Source organism: Bacillus sp. FMQ74, from assembly GCF_001875785.1.
In the GTDB taxonomy this organism is placed as follows: Bacteria; Bacillota; Bacilli; order Bacillales; family Bacillaceae; genus Bacillus; species Bacillus stercoris.
Map to the genome: position 1 here is coordinate 207,785 of NZ_MOEO01000003.1, position 23,263 is coordinate 231,047.

The 23,263-nt window shown below is 44.5% G+C and carries 26 protein-coding genes and 1 other RNA gene; 20 read left to right on the forward strand and 7 right to left on the reverse strand.

Features of this window, described 5'->3' with window-relative positions:
• Positions 1-22: 22 nt before the first annotated feature.
• Genes opuCB through opuCD form a run of 3 tightly spaced genes read left to right on the forward strand, consistent with a single transcriptional unit; the run spans position 23 to position 2,299 of the window.
• Positions 23-676 carry a glycine betaine/carnitine/choline/choline sulfate ABC transporter permease OpuCB gene (gene opuCB / locus BLL41_RS07865; RefSeq protein ID WP_003228349.1) on the forward strand — a complete coding sequence of 218 codons (654 nt, stop codon included), beginning with the start codon at positions 23-25 and terminating at the stop codon, positions 674-676.
• Positions 677-689: 13 nt separating this feature from the next.
• A complete protein-coding gene (gene opuCC / locus BLL41_RS07870; RefSeq protein WP_071577421.1) occupies positions 690-1,607 on the forward strand; it encodes an osmoprotectant ABC transporter substrate-binding lipoprotein OpuCC in 918 nt (305 codons plus the stop codon).
• A 17-nt stretch (positions 1,608-1,624) separates the two neighbouring features.
• A complete protein-coding gene (gene opuCD, locus BLL41_RS07875) occupies positions 1,625-2,299 on the forward strand; it encodes a glycine betaine/carnitine/choline/choline sulfate ABC transporter permease OpuCD (RefSeq protein WP_071577422.1) in 675 nt (224 codons plus the stop codon).
• Positions 2,300-2,330: 31 nt separating this feature from the next.
• Here the strand turns inward: opuCD and BLL41_RS07880 are convergent, their stop codons facing one another.
• The gene (locus BLL41_RS07880) at positions 2,331-2,864 is read right to left on the reverse strand and encodes a GbsR/MarR family transcriptional regulator (RefSeq protein WP_014478002.1); all 534 of its coding nucleotides are present in this window, start codon (positions 2,862-2,864) and stop codon (positions 2,331-2,333) included.
• Positions 2,865-3,147: 283 nt separating this feature from the next.
• Here BLL41_RS07880 and opuBA point away from each other — a divergent pair, with 283 nt between their 5' ends.
• Genes opuBA through opuBD form a run of 4 tightly spaced genes read left to right on the forward strand, consistent with a single transcriptional unit; the run spans position 3,148 to position 6,589 of the window.
• Positions 3,148-4,293 carry a choline ABC transporter ATP-binding protein OpuBA gene (opuBA, locus tag BLL41_RS07885; RefSeq protein ID WP_071577423.1) on the forward strand — a complete coding sequence of 382 codons (1,146 nt, stop codon included), beginning with the start codon at positions 3,148-3,150 and terminating at the stop codon, positions 4,291-4,293.
• 14 nt (positions 4,294-4,307) lie between these two features.
• Complete coding sequence (gene opuBB, locus BLL41_RS07890) at positions 4,308-4,961, forward strand: choline ABC transporter permease OpuBB (protein WP_071577424.1); 654 nt, start codon at positions 4,308-4,310, stop codon at positions 4,959-4,961.
• An 11-nt stretch (positions 4,962-4,972) separates the two neighbouring features.
• Entirely contained in the window at positions 4,973-5,893 is a 921-nt protein-coding gene (gene opuBC, locus BLL41_RS07895; protein ID WP_071577425.1) for a choline ABC transporter substrate-binding lipoprotein OpuBC, read from the forward strand.
• A gap of 15 nt (positions 5,894-5,908) precedes the next feature.
• Positions 5,909-6,589, forward strand: a complete 681-nt coding sequence (gene opuBD / locus BLL41_RS07900; RefSeq protein WP_071577426.1) for a choline ABC transporter permease OpuBD — start codon at positions 5,909-5,911, stop codon at positions 6,587-6,589.
• Positions 6,590-6,628: 39 nt separating this feature from the next.
• On the opposite strand, the gene BLL41_RS07905 is transcribed toward opuBD, so the two are convergent.
• From BLL41_RS07905 to rghR, 4 genes are all read right to left on the reverse strand, one after another.
• Positions 6,629-8,329: a methyl-accepting chemotaxis protein gene (locus BLL41_RS07905; RefSeq protein ID WP_071577427.1), complete on the reverse strand. Its 1,701-nt coding sequence runs from the start codon at positions 8,327-8,329 to the stop codon at positions 6,629-6,631.
• 131 nt (positions 8,330-8,460) lie between these two features.
• Positions 8,461-8,787, reverse strand: a complete 327-nt coding sequence (catR, locus tag BLL41_RS07910) for a catDE operon transcriptional regulator CatR (RefSeq protein ID WP_003242888.1) — start codon at positions 8,785-8,787, stop codon at positions 8,461-8,463.
• A gap of 91 nt (positions 8,788-8,878) precedes the next feature.
• Positions 8,879-9,298: a helix-turn-helix domain-containing protein gene (locus tag BLL41_RS07915; protein WP_071577428.1), complete on the reverse strand. Its 420-nt coding sequence runs from the start codon at positions 9,296-9,298 to the stop codon at positions 8,879-8,881.
• A 29-nt stretch (positions 9,299-9,327) separates the two neighbouring features.
• Positions 9,328-9,735 carry a transcriptional repressor RghR gene (gene rghR / locus BLL41_RS07920; RefSeq protein ID WP_014665397.1) on the reverse strand — a complete coding sequence of 136 codons (408 nt, stop codon included), beginning with the start codon at positions 9,733-9,735 and terminating at the stop codon, positions 9,328-9,330.
• 151 nt (positions 9,736-9,886) lie between these two features.
• On the opposite strand from rghR, the gene BLL41_RS07925 reads away from it, so the two are divergent.
• Positions 9,887-10,120: a helix-turn-helix domain-containing protein gene (locus BLL41_RS07925; RefSeq protein ID WP_009968172.1), complete on the forward strand. Its 234-nt coding sequence runs from the start codon at positions 9,887-9,889 to the stop codon at positions 10,118-10,120.
• A gap of 33 nt (positions 10,121-10,153) precedes the next feature.
• On the opposite strand, the gene BLL41_RS07930 is transcribed toward BLL41_RS07925, so the two are convergent.
• Positions 10,154-10,927 carry an alpha/beta fold hydrolase gene (locus tag BLL41_RS07930; protein WP_071577429.1) on the reverse strand — a complete coding sequence of 258 codons (774 nt, stop codon included), beginning with the start codon at positions 10,925-10,927 and terminating at the stop codon, positions 10,154-10,156.
• 148 nt (positions 10,928-11,075) lie between these two features.
• Between BLL41_RS07930 and secG the strand changes: the two genes are divergently transcribed.
• From secG to BLL41_RS07965, 6 genes are all read left to right on the forward strand, one after another.
• Positions 11,076-11,306, forward strand: coding sequence for a preprotein translocase subunit SecG (secG, locus tag BLL41_RS07935; RefSeq protein WP_003220028.1), 231 nt, complete (start codon positions 11,076-11,078; stop codon positions 11,304-11,306).
• A 131-nt stretch (positions 11,307-11,437) separates the two neighbouring features.
• A complete protein-coding gene (locus tag BLL41_RS07940; RefSeq protein ID WP_003242610.1) occupies positions 11,438-12,178 on the forward strand; it encodes an alpha/beta hydrolase in 741 nt (246 codons plus the stop codon).
• A gap of 18 nt (positions 12,179-12,196) precedes the next feature.
• Complete coding sequence (gene rnr, locus BLL41_RS07945; protein WP_071577430.1) at positions 12,197-14,536, forward strand: ribonuclease R; 2,340 nt, start codon at positions 12,197-12,199, stop codon at positions 14,534-14,536.
• 144 nt (positions 14,537-14,680) lie between these two features.
• The gene (smpB, locus tag BLL41_RS07950; protein WP_003220025.1) at positions 14,681-15,151 is read left to right on the forward strand and encodes an SsrA-binding protein; all 471 of its coding nucleotides are present in this window, start codon (positions 14,681-14,683) and stop codon (positions 15,149-15,151) included.
• A 176-nt stretch (positions 15,152-15,327) separates the two neighbouring features.
• Positions 15,328-15,690: a transfer-messenger RNA gene (gene ssrA / locus BLL41_RS07955) on the forward strand.
• Positions 15,691-16,206: 516 nt separating this feature from the next.
• Complete coding sequence (locus BLL41_RS07965) at positions 16,207-16,791, forward strand: hypothetical protein (RefSeq protein WP_071577431.1); 585 nt, start codon at positions 16,207-16,209, stop codon at positions 16,789-16,791.
• Between the two features lie 33 nt (positions 16,792-16,824).
• Here BLL41_RS07965 and BLL41_RS07970 read toward each other — a convergent pair whose 3' ends face one another.
• A complete protein-coding gene (locus BLL41_RS07970; RefSeq protein WP_021480611.1) occupies positions 16,825-17,055 on the reverse strand; it encodes a hypothetical protein in 231 nt (76 codons plus the stop codon).
• A gap of 1,100 nt (positions 17,056-18,155) precedes the next feature.
• Between BLL41_RS07970 and BLL41_RS07975 the strand changes: the two genes are divergently transcribed.
• The 6 genes from BLL41_RS07975 (at position 18,156) to azoRB (ending at position 23,255) form a co-directional block, all read left to right on the forward strand.
• On the forward strand, positions 18,156-18,950 hold the full coding sequence (locus BLL41_RS07975; RefSeq protein ID WP_071577432.1) for an SDR family NAD(P)-dependent oxidoreductase: 795 nt from the start codon (positions 18,156-18,158) through the stop codon (positions 18,948-18,950).
• A gap of 110 nt (positions 18,951-19,060) precedes the next feature.
• A complete protein-coding gene (locus tag BLL41_RS07980; protein WP_071577433.1) occupies positions 19,061-19,633 on the forward strand; it encodes a TetR/AcrR family transcriptional regulator in 573 nt (190 codons plus the stop codon).
• Positions 19,630-19,989, forward strand: a complete 360-nt coding sequence (locus tag BLL41_RS07985; RefSeq protein WP_071577434.1) for a DMT family transporter — start codon at positions 19,630-19,632, stop codon at positions 19,987-19,989. The genes BLL41_RS07980 and BLL41_RS07985 overlap by 4 nt, the downstream gene beginning before the upstream one ends.
• Positions 19,986-20,387: a YvaD family protein gene (locus BLL41_RS07990; RefSeq protein WP_071577435.1), complete on the forward strand. Its 402-nt coding sequence runs from the start codon at positions 19,986-19,988 to the stop codon at positions 20,385-20,387. Before BLL41_RS07985 ends, BLL41_RS07990 begins: the two co-directional genes overlap by 4 nt.
• 172 nt (positions 20,388-20,559) lie before the next feature.
• The gene (locus tag BLL41_RS07995; RefSeq protein ID WP_071577436.1) at positions 20,560-22,461 is read left to right on the forward strand and encodes an FUSC family protein; all 1,902 of its coding nucleotides are present in this window, start codon (positions 20,560-20,562) and stop codon (positions 22,459-22,461) included.
• Between the two features lie 158 nt (positions 22,462-22,619).
• Positions 22,620-23,255: an FMN-dependent NADH-azoreductase AzoRB gene (gene azoRB, locus BLL41_RS08000; protein WP_069150319.1), complete on the forward strand. Its 636-nt coding sequence runs from the start codon at positions 22,620-22,622 to the stop codon at positions 23,253-23,255.
• Positions 23,256-23,263: the final 8 nt, after the last annotated feature.

Consider the following 23,263-nt stretch of genomic DNA (forward strand, 5'->3'; position numbering starts at 1 on the left):
CCGGGGGAGGAGCTCTTTTAAGATGAATCAAATGATGACTTTTTTACAAACGAACGGCGGAGAGCTGCTGTATAAAACAGGAGAGCATTTATATATTTCACTCATAGCCGTTGTATTGGGCATTATCGTTGCAGTGCCGCTCGGTGTTGCTCTCACCAGAATGAAAAAAGGCGCAGGTGCGGTTATCGGTTTCGTAAACATTGTGCAAACCCTGCCGAGTCTTGCGATTTTAGCCTTTTTTATTCCGCTTCTCGGCGTAGGAAAGGTGCCTGCGATTGTCGCTTTATTTTTCTATTCGGTGCTGCCGATCCTGCGCAATACGTATACCGGCATTAAAGGTGTAAATAAAAACCTGCTGGAATCGGGAAAAGGGATTGGCATGACCGGCTGGGAACAGATTCGGCTCGTCGAAATCCCGCTGGCGATTCCCATCATCATGGCGGGGATCCGCACATCAACGATCTACCTAATCGGCTGGGCGACACTTGCGTCGTTTATCGGGGGAGGCGGCCTCGGGGACTATATTTTTATCGGCCTGAACCTGTATCAGCCTGAATATATTATTGGCGGTGCCGTGCCTGTCACAATTCTGGCCATTATCATTGATTATGTCCTAGCCGTGACAGAACGAAAGGTGACGCCGAAAGGATTGCAAGGGATGAAGGAAGTTTCGTAAGGAGTTGGCTCTGTTGAAAACGAAAAAAATCAAATGGCTTGGCGCGTGCGCTCTCGGCTTTGTCATACTGCTAAGCGGCTGTTCTTTGCCGGGACTCGGCGGCGCTTCAGACGACACGATCAAAATCGGGGCGCAAAGCATGACAGAATCAGAAATTTTAGCGAATATGATCGCGCAGCTTATTGAACATGATACAGATTTGAATACCGCTTTAGTGAAAAACCTCGGGTCAAACTATGTGCAGCACCAAGCGATGCTGGGCGGTGACATTGATATTTCTGCCACGCGCTATTCCGGAACAGATTTAACAAGCACCCTCGGCAAGGAAGCGGAGAAAGATCCGAAAAAAGCGCTGAACATTGTGCAGAATGAGTTTCAAAAGCGGTTTTCTTATAAATGGTTTGATTCCTACGGCTTTGATAACACATATGCCTTCACCGTAACAAAAAAGTTTGCGGAAAAGGAGCACATTAACACCGTGTCTGACCTGAAGAAAAATGCCTCCCAATATAAATTAGGCGTCGACAATGCTTGGCTGAAACGAAAAGGCGACGGATATAAAGGCTTTGTCAGCACATATGGTTTTGAGTTCGGCACAACTTATCCAATGCAGATCGGGCTAGTCTATGACGCAGTCAAAAACGGGAAAATGGACGCCGTTCTGGCTTATTCAACGGATGGACGGATTAAAGCCTATGACTTGAAAATCTTAAAAGATGATAAGCGTTTCTTCCCGCCGTATGACTGTTCACCGGTGATTCCGGAAAAGGTGCTTAAGGCGCATCCCGAGCTTGAGGGTGTGATTAATAAGCTGATTGGGCAAATCGATACGGAAACGATGCAGGAGCTGAACTATGAGGTGGATGGCAAGCTGAAGGAGCCGTCTGTCGTAGCAGCGGAATTTTTAGAGAAACATCATTATTTTGACTAAGAAAAGAGGCGGATCATATGGAAGTACTACAACAGCTTGGCACTTACTATTCGCAAAACGGCGGTTACGTGCTGCAGGAGTTTTACCGCCATTTTCTGATGTCGGTGTACGGCGTTTTATTTGCCGCCATTGTTGGAATTCCGCTCGGCATCCTGATAGCCAGATACAGGAGATTAAGCGGATGGGTTTTTGCGGTCACGAACGTCATTCAGACGATTCCGGCCCTCGCCATGCTCGCCGTGCTGATGCTTGTCATGGGACTGGGCGCTAATACGGTGATATTGTCATTATTTCTGTATTCTCTCCTGCCGATTATCAGAAACACGTATACAGGGATTATCAGCATTGAACATGCCTATCTTGAATCCGGAAAAGCAATGGGGATGACAAAATTTCAAGTGCTGCGGATGGTCGAGCTTCCGCTTGCGCTTTCTGTCATAATGGCCGGCCTGCGCACTGCGCTTGTCATTGCCATCGGCATTACGGCCATCGGGACATTTGTCGGTGCAGGCGGTCTCGGGGACATCATCGTCAGAGGATCAAACGCCACAAACGGAACAGCGATTATATTAGCGGGCGCAATCCCCACAGCTTTGATGGCGGTGATTGCCGATTTGGTCATGGGCTGGCTTGAACGAGCGTTAAGCCCGATTAAAAAGAGAAAGAAGAAAAAACTGGCAGGTGCCGCATAAGAAAAAACGCCTTGTAATGACAGGGCGTTTTTTACGGCTTCGGTACATATTTAAAAATTTCTTCGCTCTCAAAAAACTCAATCAAACGGCTGAGCCAATTATAATAATCGAGCCATTCCTTTAATTCCTTCAGCAGCTCATTCACTTTTTCTTCCGCTTCAGGAGTAAGCTCTTCATCCAACACGCTAAGCAGCTCCCGATTGAGTTTTTTATGCATCATTTTGTTTTTGCTGACGACTTTGCTCCAGGTGGCTGAAAACAGCGTGATAAATGTTTGATAGTAGTCCTGTTCAACCTCATATAAATCTTTTCGGACGCCCTTTTCGAACACCTTCTCGGCAATGTTGGCATCAAGCATTTCCCGCACTACCTGGCTCATGCGTGTTTTGCTCATGCCGGTGGCCTCAGATAATTCCGTAAGCGTCATCGGTTTTCGATTCATATAAATAATGCCCAGCACACGTCCGACGGTAGAGGGCATTCCAAATGCATGCATGTTTTCCGCGATTCTTTCTATAAAATGGTCCTCGGCTTGTTCAATGATCGTTAACGGATCTTTCTCCAACGGTTTCATCCTTTCAGCTAACAATTCCGATGTCAATATACCACATTTTTGATACGGCGAAAATGCTGTCAAAAGAGAATTTGGCAGGAAATTGGAGCAATAAGGAGATCAACACACGTCAATGCGGGTAAATCAGCGTTTACACATACTTTATAAATAATATGAACAAATTGTAAACTTTTTATTTTATAAACTTTATTCTATAATGGGAAGCATTCAATTGTCTGAAAAATTAAATTTAAACTAAACAAATTGAATAAACTTAATTTTGGAGGTGCGATGTTTGCTGACATTAGAAAATGTCTCGAAAACATATAAGGGCGGCAAAAAAGCTGTGAACAACGTGAATCTTAAGATTGCAAAAGGAGAATTTATCTGCTTTATCGGGCCAAGCGGCTGCGGAAAAACGACAACGATGAAAATGATTAACCGATTAATTGAGCCTTCCGCCGGGAAGATTTTCATTGACGGCGAAAACATTATGGAACAGGATCCTGTAGAGCTCAGGCGTAAAATTGGTTATGTGATTCAGCAAATCGGCCTGTTTCCCCATATGACCATTCAGCAGAATATCTCACTCGTCCCAAAACTGCTGAAATGGCCGGAACAGCAACGGAAAGAGCGGGCGCGTGAGCTTTTAAAATTGGTCGATATGGGACCAGAATATTTAGACCGTTACCCTCATGAATTAAGCGGGGGGCAGCAGCAGCGAATTGGTGTATTACGGGCACTTGCCGCGGAGCCGCCGCTTATCTTAATGGATGAACCGTTCGGGGCACTCGACCCGATTACGAGGGATTCCCTTCAGGAAGAATTTAAAAAACTGCAAAAAACCTTACATAAAACCATCGTATTTGTTACCCACGATATGGATGAAGCGATTAAGCTGGCAGACCGGATTGTGATTTTAAAAGCGGGAGAAATCGTTCAAATTGGAACACCCGATGACATTTTGAGAAATCCGGCAGACGAATTTGTTGAGGAATTTATCGGCAAGGAGCGGCTGATTCAGTCATCCAGCCCGGATGTTGAACGGGTTGACCAGATTATGAATACTCAGCCTGTAACGATCACCGCGGACAAAACGCTTTCTGAGGCCATTCAGCTGATGAGGCAGGAACGGGTCGATTCATTGCTTGTCGTCGATGACGACCACGTTCTGCAAGGTTATATCGATGTTGAAATCATTGATCAATGCCGGAAAAAGGCCAATCTCGTAGGAGAGGTTTTACATGAAGATCTATACACAGTATTGGGCGGCACATTGCTGCGCGACACGGTCCGCAAAATTTTAAAACGGGGTGTCAAATATGTCCCTGTTGTGGATGAAGACCGACGTTTAATCGGAATTGTGACGAGAGCAAGTCTGGTCGACATCGTGTATGACTCCCTCTGGGGAGAAGAAAAGCAGCTCGCGGTATTGTCATAGGGAGGGGATAAGTCATGCATCATATAGTTCAATTTTTGCAAACCAACGGAGGCGAGCTTCTTCATAAAACATACGAGCATATTACGATATCGCTAATTGCTGTGATCCTGGGCGTGCTGGTTGCCGTCCCCCTCGGGGTTGTGCTTACCAGAATGAAAAAAGGAGCCGGCACCATTATCGGTATTGTAAATATCATTCAGACGCTGCCGAGTCTGGCTATCCTTGCCTTTTTTATCCCCCTCCTTGGTGTAGGGAAGGTTCCAGCCATTATGGCTTTGTTTTTCTATTCCGTATTGCCGATACTTCGCAACACGTATACCGGCATTCGCGGCGTCAACAAAAATCTGCTCGAGTCTGGTAAAGGCATCGGAATGACGCCGGCTGAACAAGTCCGTTTGGTGGAGCTGCCGCTTGCCGCGCCAGTGATCATGGCAGGAATTAGAACATCGACGATTTACTTAATCGGCTGGGCCACGCTTGCCTCTTTTATCGGAGGCGGCGGATTGGGTGATTACATTTTTATCGGACTGAATTTATATCAGCCGGAATATATCATCGGGGGCGCGGTTCCCGTCACAATATTGGCGATCGTGATTGATTATGTGCTGGCAGTGGCTGAACGAAAACTGACACCTGCCGGCATGCAGAGGTTGAAGGAAGTGTCATAAGGAGGCGGCTCATGAAAAGAAAATATCTTAAATTAATGATCGGTTTAGCACTTGCGGCAACATTGACGTTGAGCGGTTGTTCGCTTCCTGGTCTCAGCGCCGCTCCAGACCAGACCATTAAAATCGGCGCGCAAAGCATGAGCGAATCAGAAATCATCGCCAGCATGCTTGGACAGTTGATCGAACACCATACTGATCTCAAAACAACAACAATTAAAAATCTTGGCTCCAACGCGGTGCAGCAGCAGGCCTTAATGAACGGGGAAATCGACATTGCAGCCACAAGATATACGGGAGACGCACTGACAGGAACGTTGAGGATGCAACCGGAAAAAGACCCGGACAAAGCGCTGGCGCTTACTCAGCGGGAGTTTAAAAAAAGATACGATTTAAAATGGTATGATTCCTACGGGTTTGATAATACGTACGTCTTTACGGTCAGCAAAAAGCTGGCAGATCAATATCATTTAGAAACCGTATCAGACGTAAAAAAACGGGCGCAGCAATTAAAGCTTGGCGTCGATAACTATTGGATGAAGCTCAAAGGAAACGGTTATCAGGATTTTACGAAAACCTACGGCATGACATTCGGCGGCACGTATCCAATGCAGATCGGCCTTGTGTACGACGCGGTAAAAAGCGGAAAAATGGACATTGTGCTTGCGTATTCAACCGATGGAAGAATCAAGTCCTATGGTCTCAAAATGCTGAAGGATGATAAACAGTTTTTCCCGCCATACGACTGCTCTCCGGTTGTTCCGGAAAAGGTGCTCAAAGAACATCCTGATCTTGAAGGCATCATCAAGAAAATGATCGGAAAAATCGACACAGCCACGATGCAGGAGCTTAACTATGAAGTCGACGGCAATCTAAAGGAACCGTCTGTCGTTGCCAAGGAATATTTAGAAAAACATCACTACTTTGAATCGTGAAGGGGGATGAGGTCAATGAACGTGCTTGAACAGTTAATGACGTATTACGCACAGAACAGCAGCTACGTCATGGGTGAATTCGGCCGCCACTTTCTCATGTCGGCTTACGGTGTTTTGTTTGCCGCTGTCGTCGGGGTTCCGGCCGGAATCCTCATCGCGCATTTTCGCCGTTTGTCAGCCTGGGTGTTCGCCGTAACAAACGTTATTCAAACAATCCCGGCGCTCGCCATGCTGGCCGTCTTGATGCTTGTTATGGGGCTCGGCGCAAATACCGTGATTGTATCATTATTTCTGTATTCCCTGCTGCCGATTATTCGAAACACGTACACAGGCATTGTCAGCATTGAGCATGCCTACTTAGAATCGGGAAAAGCAATGGGCATGACGAAATTCCAAGTGCTCAGAATGGTTGAGCTCCCGCTCGCGCTTTCTGTCATCATGGCGGGCCTTCGCACGGCTCTCGTCATTGCCATCGGAATTACAGCAATCGGCACATTTGTCGGCGCCGGAGGCCTTGGCGACATGATCGTCCGCGGCTCAAACGCGACAAACGGAACTGCGATTATTCTAGCTGGAGCGATACCGATTGCGGTGATGGCGGTGGCAGCAGATTTGCTCATGGCCTGGCTGGAGCGGGCATTAAGTCCGGTGAAGAAAAAAAGAACCAGAGCGAAACACGTTCAATCAGCTGCATAGAATAGAAAAAGAGGCTGGACTCCAGCCTCTTTTTTCGATTTAAATTGTAAACTGGTCCATCTTTGCATTAAGCTCCTTCGCCAGCTGCTCCAACTCCTCAGCATTTTGAAGCACTTGATCCATCGAATGGGCGGATTGCTCGGTTATTGAAAATGTTTCTTCAATGCCGGCGGCCGACTCTTCGGATACAGAAGCGATATTTTCAATCGATTGATTGATGGTAATTGATTGGTTTGTTAACTGCTTCAGTCCATCCGTAACTTCCTTAATGCTGTCTGCAACATGAGTGACAGATTGTTTGATATGCTGCATAGCCTGTCCGGTGTCTGTCAGGTTTTCCGTTCCTTTTTCGACTTCTGTAAAGCAGCTTTCCAAGTACGTTATGACAGTGTGGATTTCCTGCTGTGTCCCGTTTACAATCCGGGTAATATCCTGCACGGAATCAGAAACGCCGTCAGCCAGCTTTCTGACTTCATCAGCCACAACGGCGAAGCCTTTACCGCTTTCTCCTGCGCGGGCAGCTTCAATCGCAGCGTTAAGGGATAGCAAATTCGTTTGCTCGGCAATCCCGTTGATGACTTGAACGAGCTTGTTGATATCCTGAGAATGCTGTTCAAGTGATCTCACTTTATGCACGGCTTCTTGAACGATATGATGGATGGTTTTCATTTGCTGTAATGATGTATCCATATTTTCGTTTCCGCTTACCGCGAGTTCGAGAACGTTTTGAGACGTATCGCTGATTGTAATGCCGTGATTATAGGCTTTATCAATACTTTCGGTAAACTCATTCATCGATTCGGCAATCGTCACGGCGTCTTGGGCCTGCTGTTCAGAGCCCTCAGCCATTTCGTTCATCGTTTCAGTAATATGTTTGCTGCCGGATCTTGTTTCATTCGTTGCGGTAGCAAGCACCTGTGAAGAAGAAAGAACCCGGCTTGATATGTCTTTAGAATATCCGACAATATCTCTCAGATTCCCTACCATTTTTTGCAGCGCTTCATTCAGGTCGCCCAGCTCGTCTTTTGAGTTAAGCGGCTCCATGTCGTTCGACAAATCTCCCTCGGCAATATGATTGGCGGATTCCTTCATGCGGGTGATAGGCTTTACAATGTTTCGCGTGATATAAAGCCAGATGAAAATGCTGACGATGATCGAAGCTGCCACAAGCAGGGCAGTATAAATAAGCCCATTTTGATAGACGGCCTTCGTTTCTTTTACTGCTGTGTTGCTGCCTTCTTGATTGTAGTCAACAAGCTGAGTGATTGTTTTTTTCATATCCTCAAAGCTGGCCTCAGTTTGGACCAATAAACCTCTTGCTTTATCCATGTCATTTGTGCGGCCGCTTTCGATAATTTGCGCATGAATATCCATATAGGTGTTCACTTCAGTTTGAAGCTGCTCGAACAGTTTCTGCTCTTTATCAGTGGAGATCGTTTTTTCGTAGTTAGCAAGCTTTTGGTTAATGTCTTCCATGATCTGATTCATTTCTTGATCAAGTGTATCCATTTTGCTTTTGTCTGTATAAATCAGAAAGTCCTTTTCTTTAGAAGAAAGGTGCTCGGTTGCATAATTAATTGATGTAATTCCTTTGATGCCGTCAATCCATTTCGTGTTGATTTCATCTGTTTTTTGAATGATATGCTGCATATTAAGAACGCCGATTCCGCCTATAAGTAAATTGATCAGGATCAGTGTCAAAAATACCAGGCTGAATTTGCGGGAAATCGTCAGTCGCATATAGTGGTCTCCTTTAAAAACGTAATGTGTGGATGTACTATATATCGGCTGAGATATCTTTTTTTCACCTGGAAAATCAAAAATAAAAAACGGCTCTTTTCTCGTCTTTGAGATCAGAACCGTTTTAGCAATTAGTCAAGAAAGGAAGGGTCAATCCATTCAGTCGCCCATTTAGAAATCTCACCTAAAATGGGTGCTAGCGCCTTTCCTTTATCAGTCAATGAATATTCGATCCGAACCGGAGTTTCAGGGATGACATCCCGCTTTACTACTCCTTCAAGCTCAAGTTCTTTCAGCCGTTCTGACAGAACTCTGCCGCTTAGATTTGGAAGTGCTGCTTCAATTTCGCTAAATCGCTGCGACCCGTTCAAGAGCTGAAATACGATTAACGCGACCCAGCGTTTACTTAAGATGTCGACTGCTTTTTCAAATCTAGGACACATTTCTGATTGGTTCATACTTTTCACCTCGTCTGTCACTATTATAACGCAAATAACGAGGGAAGGTATGCAAGCGTGATTGATAAAATGCAGTAAGAGAATCAGGAGATTATGAGGAAGAAGCGCGTTTTTTTGCTTCCGAAGATAAAAAATCGAAGTATTTGCTGAGATCTTCAATATCCTGCTTTGAAAGATGTTCCCATTTTTGGCTATTGAAAATAGGGAGGTGCTCCGCTCCGCGCGTGACAGCCGTTTGGTAAATGTCATAAACGGACTGATAGCTTTCAGATGCTTCGCGGATTTCTTTAGGAAAAGCCTGAATATGGCCTGCGGCGGCCATTAGGTTTTCGTACGGCACCTTCAGGACGGCCGCCAGTTTTTTGATCGTGGCGGGTTTTGGCGTCCCGCGCTTGCCGTTTTCAATTTTTGAAATGGTGGCCGAGCTGATGCCTGAATACACCGCAAGCTGATTCACTGTCAGTTTGCGGGCGCGGCGCAGCTCCCGTAATTGCTGTCCGAACGGTGACATGGTCTATCGCCTCACATTTCTATCAATAGTCAGTCATCAGCAGACCGTTTTTTGGCTTCGTCTGAAATAAACGAAAAATAATGATCAAGCATGAGCAAGTCTTCTTTATTGAGATATTGCCATTTTTCGTTTTCAAGAAGCGCAAGGTTTTTGAGGTCATAGGCCTCCGCTTTTTCCAGCAGCTTGCACTTCGTTTCATAAGGAGCCTTGGCTTCATGCACTTCTTCGATGTAACCAGCTTTGTACATAAGCCCCTCATAAGGAATTTTTAATGCCTCCGCCAGTTTTTTGATGGTGGCAGGTTTGGGAACGCCCCGTTTTCCATTTTCGATTCTGGAGATGCCGGCCGCGCTTACGCCTGAATAAGTCGCCAGCTGGTTGACTGTTAACTTTCTCTCTTCGCGCAATGCCCGCAATTGTTCGCCAAAGCTTTCCATATGTCTCACCCCGTCCCTCACTGTTACTCATATTTTAGTATGTTTATTGACTAAAGGGAATAGGTAGACTGGAAATGTATTGACAAAAGTTAATATAAGCCGTAATGTAAAAGTATAGAAAAAAGTTTTTCAGGAATGGAAGGTGAGGAAAGTGCCAGTAGAAAAGATACAGATTAGACGTGATTATGTCTTGCAGTATATGGTTAATAACGATTATTCCCTTAATCAGCTTGCGCTGGAAATCGGAGTCTCACCCGCCACACTGAGCCGCGTGCTGAATGGTGAAAGGAGGCCGGGTCAACTTGTGATTGGTAAAATGCTTCACTATTTTAATTTGAAATTTGAGGATCTTTTTTACTATGATTTTGTTGACAAAAGTCAATAAAATACAGAAAACGCAAGGAGATCCAAGCGTTTTCTATCTTGAATGATGTGTCAGCACAAACCCTGTCACCAGCTCATTGCACGTTTTCCATTGTTTTGTCGGCAACTGATGTCCCTGATATTCCAATCTGAAAAATTCGGCATGTCTGCACGCCCTTCGGTAATAGCCTGCGTTTGTAAAGGTCCAGTCCCGCAGGCCGCCATACATAAAAAGCATTGGCATGTTTAGCCGGGGCAGCTGTTCAATGCAGTTGTAGCCTAGCGAATCCTGATAATACTGATGCCAATGGGCCTGGTCTGCTTTTTTCATATGGTCTGTTAATATGCTGCGAAGCTGTCTGTCTTTTGTGTGGCTGCCAGCGAGGATTCTCATGAGCAAACCGGGGTTTTTTTCAAGCAGATACATTCCGAGTTTGTGCAGCTTCTGGCCGATTACGTTATGAACAGCGGGGTAGGCGCCGGACAGAATCAGGTGTGAGACTTTGTCCGGGCGGGTGAAGCCGATGTGCTGCGCGATTAAGCCTCCGGCGGAATACCCGAATAATACAGCTTTATCAATGTACAAAGCGTCCATGAACTGCGCGATCTCGTTTGCGTAATAGGAAATAGAGGCTGGCTGATCGATGTGATCACTGTCACCGTGGCTGCTTAAATCGGGAAAAATCACCCTGAAATGCTTGGATAGAAGGCGCTGATAATAAAAAACCTTGCGTCCCATGCCCGGCGGGTGGATAAAAATGATAGGGATTCCCTGTCCATATTCTTCATAAAAAAGATGTTTCCTGCTGTCTATGCTGATAAACGGCATCGCTTTTCTCCTTTGACCTTTTCATATGAATAAGGTAACCAAGATAAAACGTCTTATCCGGCCTTTTGGCGTCTGATACAGCGTGACATGCCAACCCTTTTCATGTAAAATAGAAGTAATGTAGCCAGTGAGTCTGGAGGTGTATGGGATGCACGCAGTTTTGATTACCTTATTGGTTATCGTCAGCATTGCACTTATTATTGTCGTTTTGCTTCAATCCAGTAAAAGCGCCGGATTATCTGGTGCGATTTCAGGCGGAGCGGAGCAGCTCTTCGGGAAACAAAAAGCAAGAGGTCTTGATTTAATTTTGCACCGCATTACGGTAGTGCTGGCAGTCTTGTTTTTCGTGTTAACGATTGCGCTTGCTTATATCCTATAGGGCAATGTTTGTATAAGGTCTGATGTGAAGTCAGGCCTTTTTCACGTTTCTGGATGATATTCAAAACGTTTTTTTCTGATTAAACTGTGGAAAACTAAAATGATCGTGCAGATAGAAAGGGAGACATGAGCATGAAAGTTGTAACACCAAAACCATTTACATTTAAAGGCGGAGACAAAGCGGTGCTTTTGCTGCATGGCTTTACAGGAAATACAGCGGATGTAAGGATGCTGGGACGATATTTGAATGAACGCGGCTATACGTGCCACGCGCCTCAATATGAAGGACATGGCGTCCCGCCTGAAGAACTTGTACATACGGGGCCTGAAGACTGGTGGAAAAACGTAATGGATGGCTATGAATACTTAAAATCTGAAGGCTATGAGAGCATAGCTGCCTGCGGACTGTCGCTTGGCGGGGTTTTTTCGCTGAAATTGGGTTACACTGTACCCATAAAGGGAATTGTCCCAATGTGCGCACCGATGCATATTAAGAGTGAAGAGGTCATGTATCAGGGCGTTCTTTCATACGCTCGCAATTACAAAAAGTTTGAGGGGAAAAGCCCGGAGCAAATTGAAGAGGAAATGAAAGAATTCGAAAAAACGCCGATGAATACCCTCAAGGCGCTGCAAGACTTAATTGCTGATGTGCGGAATAATGTCGATATGATTTATTCACCGACATTTGTGGTGCAGGCCCGTCATGACCACATGATTAATACCGAAAGCGCCAATATTATTTACAACGAAGTGGAAACTGATGATAAACAGCTGAAATGGTACGAGGAATCAGGGCATGTCATTACACTCGACAAAGAACGTGACCTCGTCCATCAGGATGTGTATGAATTTTTAGAGAAGCTTGATTGGTAATCAACAGGAGGTCGGATAATGGAAAAAGAAGCATTTATGGAAAAGCTTCTCTCGTTTATGAAGGAAGAGGCGTACAAGCCTCTGACCGTTCAGGAACTTGAGGAGATGTTAAATATTACGGAAGCCGAGGAGTTTAAAGCGCTCGTCAAAGCGTTAGTCGCCTTGGAAGAAAAAGGGCTTATCGTACGGACGAGAAGCGACCGCTACGGCATTCCGGAGAAGATGAATTTAATAAAAGGAAAGATTTCAGCGCATGCGAAAGGATTTGCCTTTTTGCTGCCTGAGGATACGTCGTTAAGTGATGTGTTTATTCCGCCTAATGAGCTGAATACGGCAATGAACGGCGATATCGTCATGGTGCGTCTGAACTCACAGTCAAGCGGCTCCAGGCAGGAAGGAACCGTCATACGGATTTTAGAAAGAGCGATTCAGCGGGTTGTCGGCACGTATACAGAAACGAGAAACTTCGGTTTTGTCATTCCGGACGACAAAAAAATCACGAGTGACATCTTTATCCCGAAAAATGGGAAAAATGGAGCTGCGGAAGGGCATAAGGTTGTTGTCAAGCTGACGAGCTATCCTGAAGGCCGCATGAACGCTGAGGGTGAGATTGAAACCATTCTCGGCCACAAAAATGATCCGGGCATTGATATTTTATCGGTCATTCATAAGCACGGCCTGCCGGGAGAATTTCCAGCTGACGCGATGGAACAGGCATCAAGTACGCCTGACACAATTAATGAAAAAGATCTAAAAGACCGCCGTGATCTCCGTGACCAGGTGATTGTCACCATTGATGGGGCGGATGCGAAGGATTTGGATGATGCAGTTACCGTGACGAAGCTGGACGATGGAAGCTACAAGCTTGGCGTTCATATTGCTGATGTCAGCCATTACGTAACCGAAAATTCACCCATTGACAAAGAAGCGCTTGAAAGAGGGACGAGTGTGTATTTGGTTGACCGTGTCATCCCGATGATTCCGCACAGATTGTCAAACGGCATCTGCTCCTTAAATCCAAAAGTTGACCGCCTGACGCTTTCTTGTGAAATGACCATTAACAGTCAGGGACAGGTGACAGAGCACGAGATCTTCCAAAGTGTCATCAAAACAACGGAAAGAATGACGTATTCGGATGTGAATAAAATTCTTGTTGATGATGATGAAGAGCTGAAACAAAAATACGAGCCTCTTGTTCCGATGTTCAAAGACATGGAGCGCCTGGCTCAAATTCTGCGTGATAAGCGGATGGACCGCGGCGCCGTTGACTTTGATTTCAAAGAAGCAAAGGTGCTTGTCGATGACGAAGGAGCGGTTAAAGACGTTGTGATCAGAGAACGCTCTGTCGCCGAGAAGCTCATTGAAGAATTTATGCTTGTGGCAAATGAAACAGTAGCGGAGCATTTCCATTGGATGAACGTCCCGTTTATATACCGGATTCACGAAGAGCCGAATGCTGAAAAGCTGCAAAAGTTTTTAGAGTTTGTGACGACATTTGGCTATGTGGTGAAAGGAACGGCGGGAAATATTCACCCGCGCGCCCTGCAAAGCATTCTGGACGCTGTGCGTGACAGACCAGAGGAAACGGTTATATCTACTGTTATGCTCCGTTCGATGAAACAGGCGAAGTACGACCCGCAAAGCTTGGGGCACTTCGGTCTGTCAACGGAATTCTATACGCATTTCACATCGCCGATCCGCCGTTATCCGGACTTAATCGTTCATCGTCTGATCCGTACGTATTTAATCAACGGCAAGGTCGATGAAGCGACACAGGAAAAGTGGGCTGAACGCCTGCCGGATATCGCAGAACATACATCATCAATGGAGCGCCGTGCAGTTGACGCCGAGCGTGAGACGGATGATCTGAAAAAAGCGGAATACATGCTTGATAAAATCGGTGAAGAGTTTGACGGCATGATCAGCTCTGTGACAAACTTCGGAATGTTCGTCGAGCTGCCGAATACAATCGAAGGACTCGTCCACGTCAGCTTTATGACAGATGACTACTACCGTTTTGACGAACAGCATTTTGCAATGATCGGCGAACGGACAGGAAACGTCTTCCGCATCGGGGACGAAATCACAGTCAAGGTTGTCGATGTCAATAAAGATGAGCGCAATATCGACTTTGAAATCGTCGGCATGAAGGGCTCCCCGCGCCGTCCGAGAGAATTGGACAGCAGCCGGAGCAGAAAACGCGGAAAGCCTGCCAGAAAACGTGTTCAAAGCACCAATACACCTGTTTCTCCAGCTCCGTCTGAGGAAAAAGGAGAATGGTTCACTAAGCCGAAGAAGAAAAAGAAAAAACGCGGCTTCCAAAATGCGCCGAAACAGAAACGGAAAAAGAAGAAATAGCAGCTCAACCAGCAAATAGGGCCGCAGCGCTCTATTTGCTTTCTTTCGGAAACAGCTTTTCATTGTAGCGGTACGTGACATTTGGTAAAATAGAGCGTATCGCAAAAGGTGGACAGTTTTTCCTTAGAGAGAGGAGGTTCTGGCATGCCAAAAGGGTCAGGAAAAGTATTATCTCAAAATAAGAAAGCCAATCACGACTATTTTATAGAAGAAACCTATGAAACAGGCATCGTTCTGCAAGGAACAGAAATCAAATCGATTCGCGCCGGCCGTGTCAACCTAAAGGATTCCTTCGCCAAAATCGAACGGGGAGAAGTGTTTCTCCACAATATGCACGTCAGCCCCTATGAGCAGGGAAACCGCTATAACCATGATCCGCTCCGGACAAGAAAGCTGTTAATGCACCGTAAGGAGATTAATAAGCTGATCGGGTTAACAAAGGAAAAAGGCTATTCTCTCGTTCCGCTGAAGCTGTATTTAAAAAATGGCTTTGCCAAAGTGCTTCTCGGCCTTGGAAAAGGGAAGAAGAACTATGACAAACGGGAAGACCTGAAGCGCAAGGACGCGAAGCGGGAAATCGAAAGAGCGTTCAGAGACAGTCAAAAAGGCTTCTAAAGGCATAGTGCTTGATTCGAAAATCAGGCCTGTGCTATACTGTGTTCACGATCAAATCACGACGCCATTCATTTGAAGGATTTGACAATTGAAATGAGCCGTGATCATGTTATAATAAGACTATAGCCAGTTTGAGTGAGAGCTTGATATTTTCTCCCGTATTTCCCTTATATCAAGGGGACGTTACGGATTCGACAGGGATGGATCGAGCTTGAGCTGCGAGCCGAGAGGCGATCTCGTAAACACGCACTTAAATATAACTGGCAAAACTAACAGTTTTAACCAAAACGTAGCATTAGCTGCCTAATAAGCGCAGCGAGCTCTTCCTGACATTGCCTATGTGTCTGTGAAGAGCACATCCAAGTAGGCTACGCTTGCGTTCCTGTCTGAGAACGTAAGAAGAGATGAACAGACTAGCTCTCGGAAGGCCCGCCCGCAGGCAAGAAGATGAGTGAAACCATAAATATGCAGGCTACGCTCGTAGACGCTTAAGTAATCGATGTTTCTGGACGTGGGTTCGACTCCCACCGTCTCCATACATACTTTGAAACCGCAGTGCTATCAAGGCTTTTAAAGCTTTTGAGGGCACTGCGGTAACATTTTGAAAACACTTTTAAAGTTTTTCGTTTTCCATAAAGCCAATAACCTAATGTTATGCAGACGGATAAAGATGACTATATGTGTTCAATGTTTCGGCGGTCGCGAGGAGGTTGAAGGCTTCCTGAAAATTGAGGTCCTCAGCACTTCTGAAGTTGCCGAGATTTTAGGGGTAAATAAGCAGCGCATGAGTAAATTGATAAGTGACAAATGCATTGAAGCTGTAAAAAAAGATAGGGAATACAAGTTTGTCTTTACTGCAGGATGCGGAGGCGTTGAAAGAAAAGCTTGAAACAAATAAAAAATATCGTCCGCATAAATATTTGAGCCCACTCGTATGAGCAGGGCTTTTTTAATGTGTGAAAAGTATAGATGTCACAATTTTGTAATGGAAATAAAATCCCAAATATGATAATATTTAATACGTAACAAATTAGTAGAAAGGAATGATTAAAGGAATGAGTAAGCTAAAAAGTAGCGTGATTGTCATTTTGTCGTCTTTTGCCCTTTTAGTCACTGTCCTCTTAAGCACTCCTGCCAACACCGTAGAAGCAAAATCAATTATGAACAATTTAACATCGGAAGAGAAGGTAAGCGAGGCATTAAAGCATGCAACGGAAGCTGATTTTGAAAAAGCAGAGAAATTTGTCAAAGAAGCTTTAAAACTCAACGATGATTTTACATACAGCGTAGATAAAGAAAAAGCTAAACAAATTGGTTATACTGGTGATGAAATCTTTAACCTTTCATTATTTTATGCTAGCATTCCAACTGAACAGGTTAAATGGTTAGAGCAAAATAAAGGACAAGAAGTCAAAGTTGGAGATGCCTCCACTGCAATTGTTCCAGCACTCCCGTGGGTAGTATATATTGGATTGCAAGAGCTTATTGCTCTTCTTACTGCAATTGGTCTGGCTGGGATAGCTCAACAATTCTTGAAAGAAGTTTATAACGCTGGGATGAATAAAGCTTGCAGAAAATTTGCTAGCAAAAACAAATATATTAAGAGTTTCTGTAAGGCAAATGGTTATCCTACTGAATAAAAACAAGCCTCCTGTAAAGGGAGGCTTGTTATATTACCTAAGTAAAAGCCACAATGCTGAAACAACTGCAACCATAAAATAATCACCATCAGTTAGCTTAGTACCGTTTTTAATAAACACGTTTGCGACCCAATTCGCTTTAGTTCCTTCCGATGTGCTTAGCGCTAATTTTTTACCAATATTGTAATAAGCGACTTTAAATAAATAATAAGCAAAAGAACAGAAGATATAGAGCAATATGAATTTACCTATGAATAGCAACATGTATCAATCACTCTCCTTCATATATCCATTATTTTACCAAATGTAAAATTTATTTTGAAGAGAATATAGCCTATTCATAAAGAAGTCCTACTCATCGAGTAGGACTTTCTAAACAATCTATTTTGGGGATAAGGTTTTCGTGGTATCACGTATTTCCTGTTCACTTTTCCCGGTCTTTCTTTTTTAGTTCTAGTGAAGTCGGATTTTTCCTGTAAATCTGTATATTAACAAAAATCTGATATAACTTGCGTTCAAAATCTGTCATGCTCATTTGTGTTTTCTGTTTCACCCACACCCCATACCCACAGCCGGATCAAATGTTAATTTCATAATATATTCACCTCTATCTTTAAAGTACATATGCACATAATTCAATTATATCTAGTGAGACTTTTTGGCGGAAACCATTTTAAAGGAATGTTTGTCTTTGCTTTTAAATGTTAGAATTACAATCTGGAATCAAGTTCCTTCATTTTTAGAGAGGAATGGAAAAGGCCCTTCCCTAGTGAAGGCCCTTTTTATTTGCAGGCAGAAAGTTCTACAAGGGCGGTTCCTATTAAAGTAGACTTAGATTATGAGTATATTGATAAACAAAGAATATAAAATAAATCAAAGTGTTAGATTCTCTGTAAAAGTTTACCCTTATTTGAATGATAAGGTGGTTATGGGCTAGAAAAGGAAAAATAAGGAAAGTAGAAAACGATCGGTAAATGGACCTACCGCATCGTAGCAGAATTCAAGGTATTGAGTATGTGTGTTAGGTCCATGACATTTGCGGCAACATTTTTATAACAAAAATATAAAATTATAGTTTTAAAACTGATTTTTCATCATACGTAAAGGCTTATATATCAACGGTTTGTAACTATTTTAAAACATAATCATATAATGGTAATAAAACTCCCACCGTCTCCATACATACTGACAATAAAGCAGAACCTCTCAAGAGGTTCTGCTTTATTTTTTCTCCAAACCACAGGCACCAAAAAGTGCGTACTTCCATTTCAATCCCAGCTGTTTCATACTGGTTGCAGAGCAGATGTTTCACTAACCAGATTCCTGTCAATAAATAAGAGGAATCATAAACGGAGGGATGAAGAATGAAGCTGAATTTACAAGGAAAAACCGCACTGGTGACCGGCTCGACATCGGGGATCGGAAAAGCTATTGCCTCTTCGTTAGCTGAAGAAGGGGCCGCAGTGATCATTAACGGACGCCGAAAAGAGAAAGTGAATCAGACGATAGATGAATTGAAAACACAACATGCTGAAGCGGTCCTTTATCCGGCTGCATTTGATTTGGGAACAGAAGAAGGCTGCAATGAGCTGTTTCAGGCCTATCCGCACGTTGATATTTTGATCAACAATTTAGGAATTTTTGAACCGGCGGAGTATTTTGATATTCCCGATGATGAATGGTTTCGTTTTTTTGAAGTGAATATTATGAGCGGTGTAAGGCTGACACGCAAGTATTTGCATAATATGATCGAGAAAAAAGAAGGACGTGTGATTTTCATTGCCAGTGAAGCGGCGATTATGCCGTCACAGGAAATGGCCCATTACAGTGCGACGAAAACGATGCAGCTCTCCATTTCCCGCAGTTTGGCGGAGCTGGCAACCGGCACGAATGTCACAGTCAATACCGTCATGCCGGGTTCTACTTTAACAGAGGGTGTGGAAACCATGCTGAACTCGCTGTATCCTGGTGAAAATCTGACTGTTCAAGAAGCTGAGGCACGTTTTATGAAAGAAAACCGGCCGACATCTATTATTCAAAGACTGATCCGTCCGGAAGAAATCGCCCACTTCGTTACATTTTTAAGCAGCCCGCTTTCCTCTGCGATCAATGGCGCGGCACTTCGGGCGGACGGCGGTTTGGTCCGCAGTGTCTTTTAAACCTCTCCCAATAGGAGAGGTTTTTTTATATATTGTTGATTTCCATAAATTGCTGTCGTATAATTTTGGTACTGAAAGAGTTTTTGTAGTACCGAAAGCGGGGGATTGATATGGATAAAAGAATTCTGGCGGAAACCTTCCGGCTGATCAAGCAAAAAGGATTTTCTTTTACGATGAATGATTTGGCGGCTGCGCTGGGAACGAGCAAGCGGACGCTCTATGCATATTATTCATCTAAAGATAAGCTTGTTGAAGCGGTTGTCGAACAATTTATAGCTGAAATGAAGCAAATGGAAAGAGACATCTATGAAAATGAACGTTTAAATGTGCTCGAAAAGGTGAAAAAAATGCTGATCAGCCTTCCGCAGGGGATGGAACTTCTGAACATGGGATTACTAAGTGATCTCAAGAAATACCATTACGATGCGTGGCTTACTTTAGATACATTTATTAAGGAAGAATGGGCGATTGTCCTAGCATTATTAAACGAGTGCAAACAGCAAAAGAGAATCAGAAACATCAATCCGGATCTATTTGTTCACATGTATATAGGGAGCATCAACCAAGTGTATGACCCTGAATATCCACTGAAACAACAGTTCACGACAGGAGAGGTTCTTGAATCAATTGTCGATGTTTTGTTTAACGGTATAACAGCTGATGAGGAGGCTGATGCGACGTGAATTGGGTGTTTCTATGCTTGGCGATTTTGTTTGAGGTTGCGGGAACGGTCAGCATGAAGCTATCGTCTGGTTTTACAAAGCTTATTCCCAGTGTGCTGTTGATTTTCTTTTACGGAGGGAGTCTTTTCTTTCTGACGCTTACGCTAAAATCAATAGATGTATCTGTTGCTTATGCTGTATGGTCAGGGATGGGAATCGTCCTGATTACAGTCGTTGGTTTTTTGTTTTTTCAAGAACATGTTAGTATCATGAAAGTCATTTCAATTGGATTGATTATTGCCGGTGTTGTTTCTTTAAACCTGATCGAGCAGGCTGGGGTGTCTGAGCCGGTACATAAAAGCGGGCAGTACAAATGAGATATATGAAGCTCTTTTTTCTTGTGACTGATATCGGCTTTATCTTGTACTGGCTGTCAGCCGGGTTTTCGCTCATACCGGAAAACTGGGCCTTTAAACATCATGACCATCCGTTTATGATTGCCTGGAACTGGTCTTTTTTTCCGCTGGATATCCTGATCTCTGTCACAGGGTTGTACAGCTTGTACCTACAGCGGGTGAATCGTGCTGAGTGGAAGCTGATGGCGCTGATTTCTCTTGTGCTGACCTGTTGTTCAGGTCTGCAGGCGATATCATTCTGGACATTCAGCAGGGACTTTGATCTTGTGTGGTGGCTGTTTAATGGGTATCTATTGATTTATCCTTTATTTTTTATTCACCTGCTCTTAAAGGAAAGCAGATGGACAAAGCAGTTCTGATTTGCGCCGCTTTGATGATATTGCGAATAAACTGATGTCATGCAAGCAGAGACGGTCTAAGTCTCTGTTTTTTTATCGGGCGCACCAATTGAGGAGCTAACCGCGTTTATGGGCATACTAAAGCGAAGAAACGGGAAGAGTTCTACACATTCATTGAAAAGGATTTTGTCAAATGAACAAAACTGCTGAGAACAATCAAAGAATCATGCCCATCGTGAAGGATGCCTTTCGCATTCATGCGAATCCATTTCCTTGGAAAAAGGCTATCGGATCAGGTTTGGCTTCAGGGTTTCCTGTGCTGGTCGGCGCATTAGCAGGTCACACGGATTACGGATTAACTGCAAGTATCGGAGGCTTTGTTTATTTATATGCGGGCGGTGAATCGTACAAAAAGCGCGCTTTGAAGCTGCTCTTGGTTTCCTTTGGGATCGCCCTCTCATTTGGATTAGGGACGCTTTTGTCGGGGACGCTTTGGATGATGGCGGCTGTTTTGGGGCTGATCGGTGCAGCGGCGATGTTTATTTTTAGCGCGCTCGGCATTCAAGGCCCTGCGCCGATGTTTTTTGTCCTAGCCTTTTTAGTCAGTTCCGGGCTGCCGGCCGATCCTTCACAAGCGTTGTTCAGAGCGGGACTGACGTTTCTCGGAGGCATTTTCGCCATGGGCATCGCGCTAATCGGCTGGTTATGGAACAAGCATGGACCGGAGAAAGCGGTGCTGCAAAAAACATATGATCAGCTGGCTGCATGTCTTTCAGCCGTCGGAACACCAGGTTTTCATCATGCGCAGCATCAGACGGTGCTCATGCTCAGAACAGCCCGCCAAACCGTTCTAGGGAAAGGGAACAGACGGAAACAATCGCGGCATGATGAACGGTTTTTCCGCCTGCTTGAAAAAGCTGACGACATATTCCTGGCCATTATTCATTTTTCAGCTGAAACGCCGGACAGAGAGACCGCGCAGATTGAAAAGGCACTTCGTCAAACCGGAGATATGCTTGCACATGCACGGGTTTCCAATACGTTTCAGATTAATGAAAATGAATCTGAGCCAAGACGAAAGCTGTTTGAAGAAATCAACGAGGTTTTGCATATCGCTTCAGGACGTTTTGATAATGATAAGCAGCTTGATGGGGAACCGAGCCGCCTGCCATCCTCTTTTTACTTTTTGAGAAATGCCTTTGACTGGAAGTCCCCGGTTTTGATTAGAGCGTTAAAGTACGGAATTGTGCTGTTTGCCGCCGATATGCTTGCCCTCGAATTCGGCTTTGCACGCTCCTATTGGATTCCGCTTTCGGCAGCAGCGGTCATGCTTGGCACTACGGTTGTTTTTACGCTTCACAGGGCTATTCAGCGTTCGGCCGGAACGGTGATCGGTGTTATACTGGCAGGCGCAATCCTGTTTTTTAAGCCGAGCGGTGTTTATATTGCGTTTAGTATTGCAGCGCTGCAATGTCTCCTTGAGATGCTGATTGTCCGCAATTATGCGCTGGCTGTTCCCTTTTTAACCGCAAATGCGCTTGTTATCACAGAAAGTATGCATGGTGGCGCGGGCGCCGGTTATTTTATGATAGCGAGGCTGACGGACGTAGCTGTCGGCAGCGTGATCGGGCTATTGGGAACAATGCTTTTGTGGAGGCGGTTTTCAACGAAGCGGCTGCCTGAACTGATGAGGAACGTCATTCGGCTGGAGGGGCAGTTTATGGAGAAACTGTTAACCGGCCAGAATGCCGACGAACACAAGTTAAGGGTGAGCCTTGTCAGGCTTCGGGATGCGTATGACAAGGCGCTTGGGGAGTTTCCTCATGCAAATGCGGATGCACTCTGGCCTGCCATTTCCAGTGCTCAGCACTTAGGGTATTATTTGCTCTCAGCGCAAGCTCACCGCCGCCCGCCTGCTCCGTTTTCTGATGAAGAGATCAACCAGCTGCGGGCGTTTTTTGAACAGGCTGAGCAATCCTTTAACGTGAAAAGGATGCCGGCGGATATTCAAGTGCCGCATGTCCCTCATTATCCTCGGATCAGTAAAGAATTATCCGCGCTGTATTCCGGCTTGAGAACTGCTTTTGAAAAGTAAGCTGTTTGGGAAAGGTAAATAATCTTTAATTCGAGATGTTTTACTTGAAAGTAAATTTCTTTGTCTCTATAATAAAGTCTAAGAGAGACAGAATAATCATTATGCATCTGTATGATAATAATTGATGTGTGATTTTTAAAACGAAAGGGCTGGTAAAAATGGCAAAAGTATTATATATCACTGCTCATCCGCATGACGAAGCAACTTCGTACAGTATGGCAACAGGTAAAGCATTTATCGAATCTTACAAAGAAGCGAATCCAAATGATGAAGTTGTACATATCGATTTGTACAAAGAAAACATCCCGCACATTGACGCAGATGTATTCAGCGGATGGGGAAAGCTTCAGTCAGGTACAGGCTTTGAAGAGCTTTCTGAAAACGAAAAAGCGAAAGTAGGCCGTTTGGGAGAGCTTAGCGATCAATTTGCATCAGCTGATAAGTACGTATTTGTTACACCTTTATGGAACTTCTCATTCCCGCCAGTGATGAAAGCGTATCTTGATTCTGTTGCCGTTGCAGGAAAGTCATTCAAATACACAGAACAAGGTCCTGTCGGCTTGTTGACTGATAAAAAAGCAATTCATATCCAAGCACGCGGCGGCTACTATTCAGAAGGCCCTGCGGCTGAGATGGAAATGGGACACCGCTACATTGGCATCATGATGAACTTCTTCGGCGTACCATCATTCGATGGCATTTTCGTAGAGGGACATAATGCGGAGCCAGATAAAGCACAGCAAATCAAAGAAGACGCGATCGCGCGTGCGAAAGAAGCAGGAAAAACATTCTAATGAAAAAG

What these genes read in the sequence shown, in the direction of transcription:
- opuCB (WP_003228349.1), top strand. Translation starts at nt 23, where the DNA reads ATGAATCAAATGATGACTTTTTTACAAACGAACGGCGGAGAGCTGCTG.
- opuCD (WP_071577422.1), top strand. Translation starts at nt 1,625, where the DNA reads ATGGAAGTACTACAACAGCTTGGCACTTACTATTCGCAAAACGGCGGT.
- opuBB (WP_071577424.1), top strand. Translation starts at nt 4,308, where the DNA reads ATGCATCATATAGTTCAATTTTTGCAAACCAACGGAGGCGAGCTTCTT.
- opuBC (WP_071577425.1), top strand. Translation starts at nt 4,973, where the DNA reads ATGAAAAGAAAATATCTTAAATTAATGATCGGTTTAGCACTTGCGGCA.
- opuBD (WP_071577426.1), top strand. Translation starts at nt 5,909, where the DNA reads ATGAACGTGCTTGAACAGTTAATGACGTATTACGCACAGAACAGCAGC.
- BLL41_RS07905 (WP_071577427.1), bottom strand. Translation starts at nt 8,329, where the DNA reads ATGCGACTGACGATTTCCCGCAAATTCAGCCTGGTATTTTTGACACTG.
- catR (WP_003242888.1), bottom strand. Translation starts at nt 8,787, where the DNA reads ATGAACCAATCAGAAATGTGTCCTAGATTTGAAAAAGCAGTCGACATC.
- BLL41_RS07915 (WP_071577428.1), bottom strand. Translation starts at nt 9,298, where the DNA reads ATGTCACCGTTCGGACAGCAATTACGGGAGCTGCGCCGCGCCCGCAAA.
- rghR (WP_014665397.1), bottom strand. Translation starts at nt 9,735, where the DNA reads ATGGAAAGCTTTGGCGAACAATTGCGGGCATTGCGCGAAGAGAGAAAG.
- BLL41_RS07930 (WP_071577429.1), bottom strand. Translation starts at nt 10,927, where the DNA reads ATGCCGTTTATCAGCATAGACAGCAGGAAACATCTTTTTTATGAAGAA.
- secG (WP_003220028.1), top strand. Translation starts at nt 11,076, where the DNA reads ATGCACGCAGTTTTGATTACCTTATTGGTTATCGTCAGCATTGCACTT.
- BLL41_RS07940 (WP_003242610.1), top strand. Translation starts at nt 11,438, where the DNA reads ATGAAAGTTGTAACACCAAAACCATTTACATTTAAAGGCGGAGACAAA.
- rnr (WP_071577430.1), top strand. Translation starts at nt 12,197, where the DNA reads ATGGAAAAAGAAGCATTTATGGAAAAGCTTCTCTCGTTTATGAAGGAA.
- smpB (WP_003220025.1), top strand. Translation starts at nt 14,681, where the DNA reads ATGCCAAAAGGGTCAGGAAAAGTATTATCTCAAAATAAGAAAGCCAAT.
- BLL41_RS07965 (WP_071577431.1), top strand. Translation starts at nt 16,207, where the DNA reads ATGAGTAAGCTAAAAAGTAGCGTGATTGTCATTTTGTCGTCTTTTGCC.
- BLL41_RS07970 (WP_021480611.1), bottom strand. Translation starts at nt 17,055, where the DNA reads ATGTTGCTATTCATAGGTAAATTCATATTGCTCTATATCTTCTGTTCT.
- BLL41_RS07975 (WP_071577432.1), top strand. Translation starts at nt 18,156, where the DNA reads ATGAAGCTGAATTTACAAGGAAAAACCGCACTGGTGACCGGCTCGACA.
- BLL41_RS07980 (WP_071577433.1), top strand. Translation starts at nt 19,061, where the DNA reads ATGGATAAAAGAATTCTGGCGGAAACCTTCCGGCTGATCAAGCAAAAA.
- BLL41_RS07990 (WP_071577435.1), top strand. Translation starts at nt 19,986, where the DNA reads ATGAGATATATGAAGCTCTTTTTTCTTGTGACTGATATCGGCTTTATC.
- BLL41_RS07995 (WP_071577436.1), top strand. Translation starts at nt 20,560, where the DNA reads ATGAACAAAACTGCTGAGAACAATCAAAGAATCATGCCCATCGTGAAG.
- azoRB (WP_069150319.1), top strand. Translation starts at nt 22,620, where the DNA reads ATGGCAAAAGTATTATATATCACTGCTCATCCGCATGACGAAGCAACT.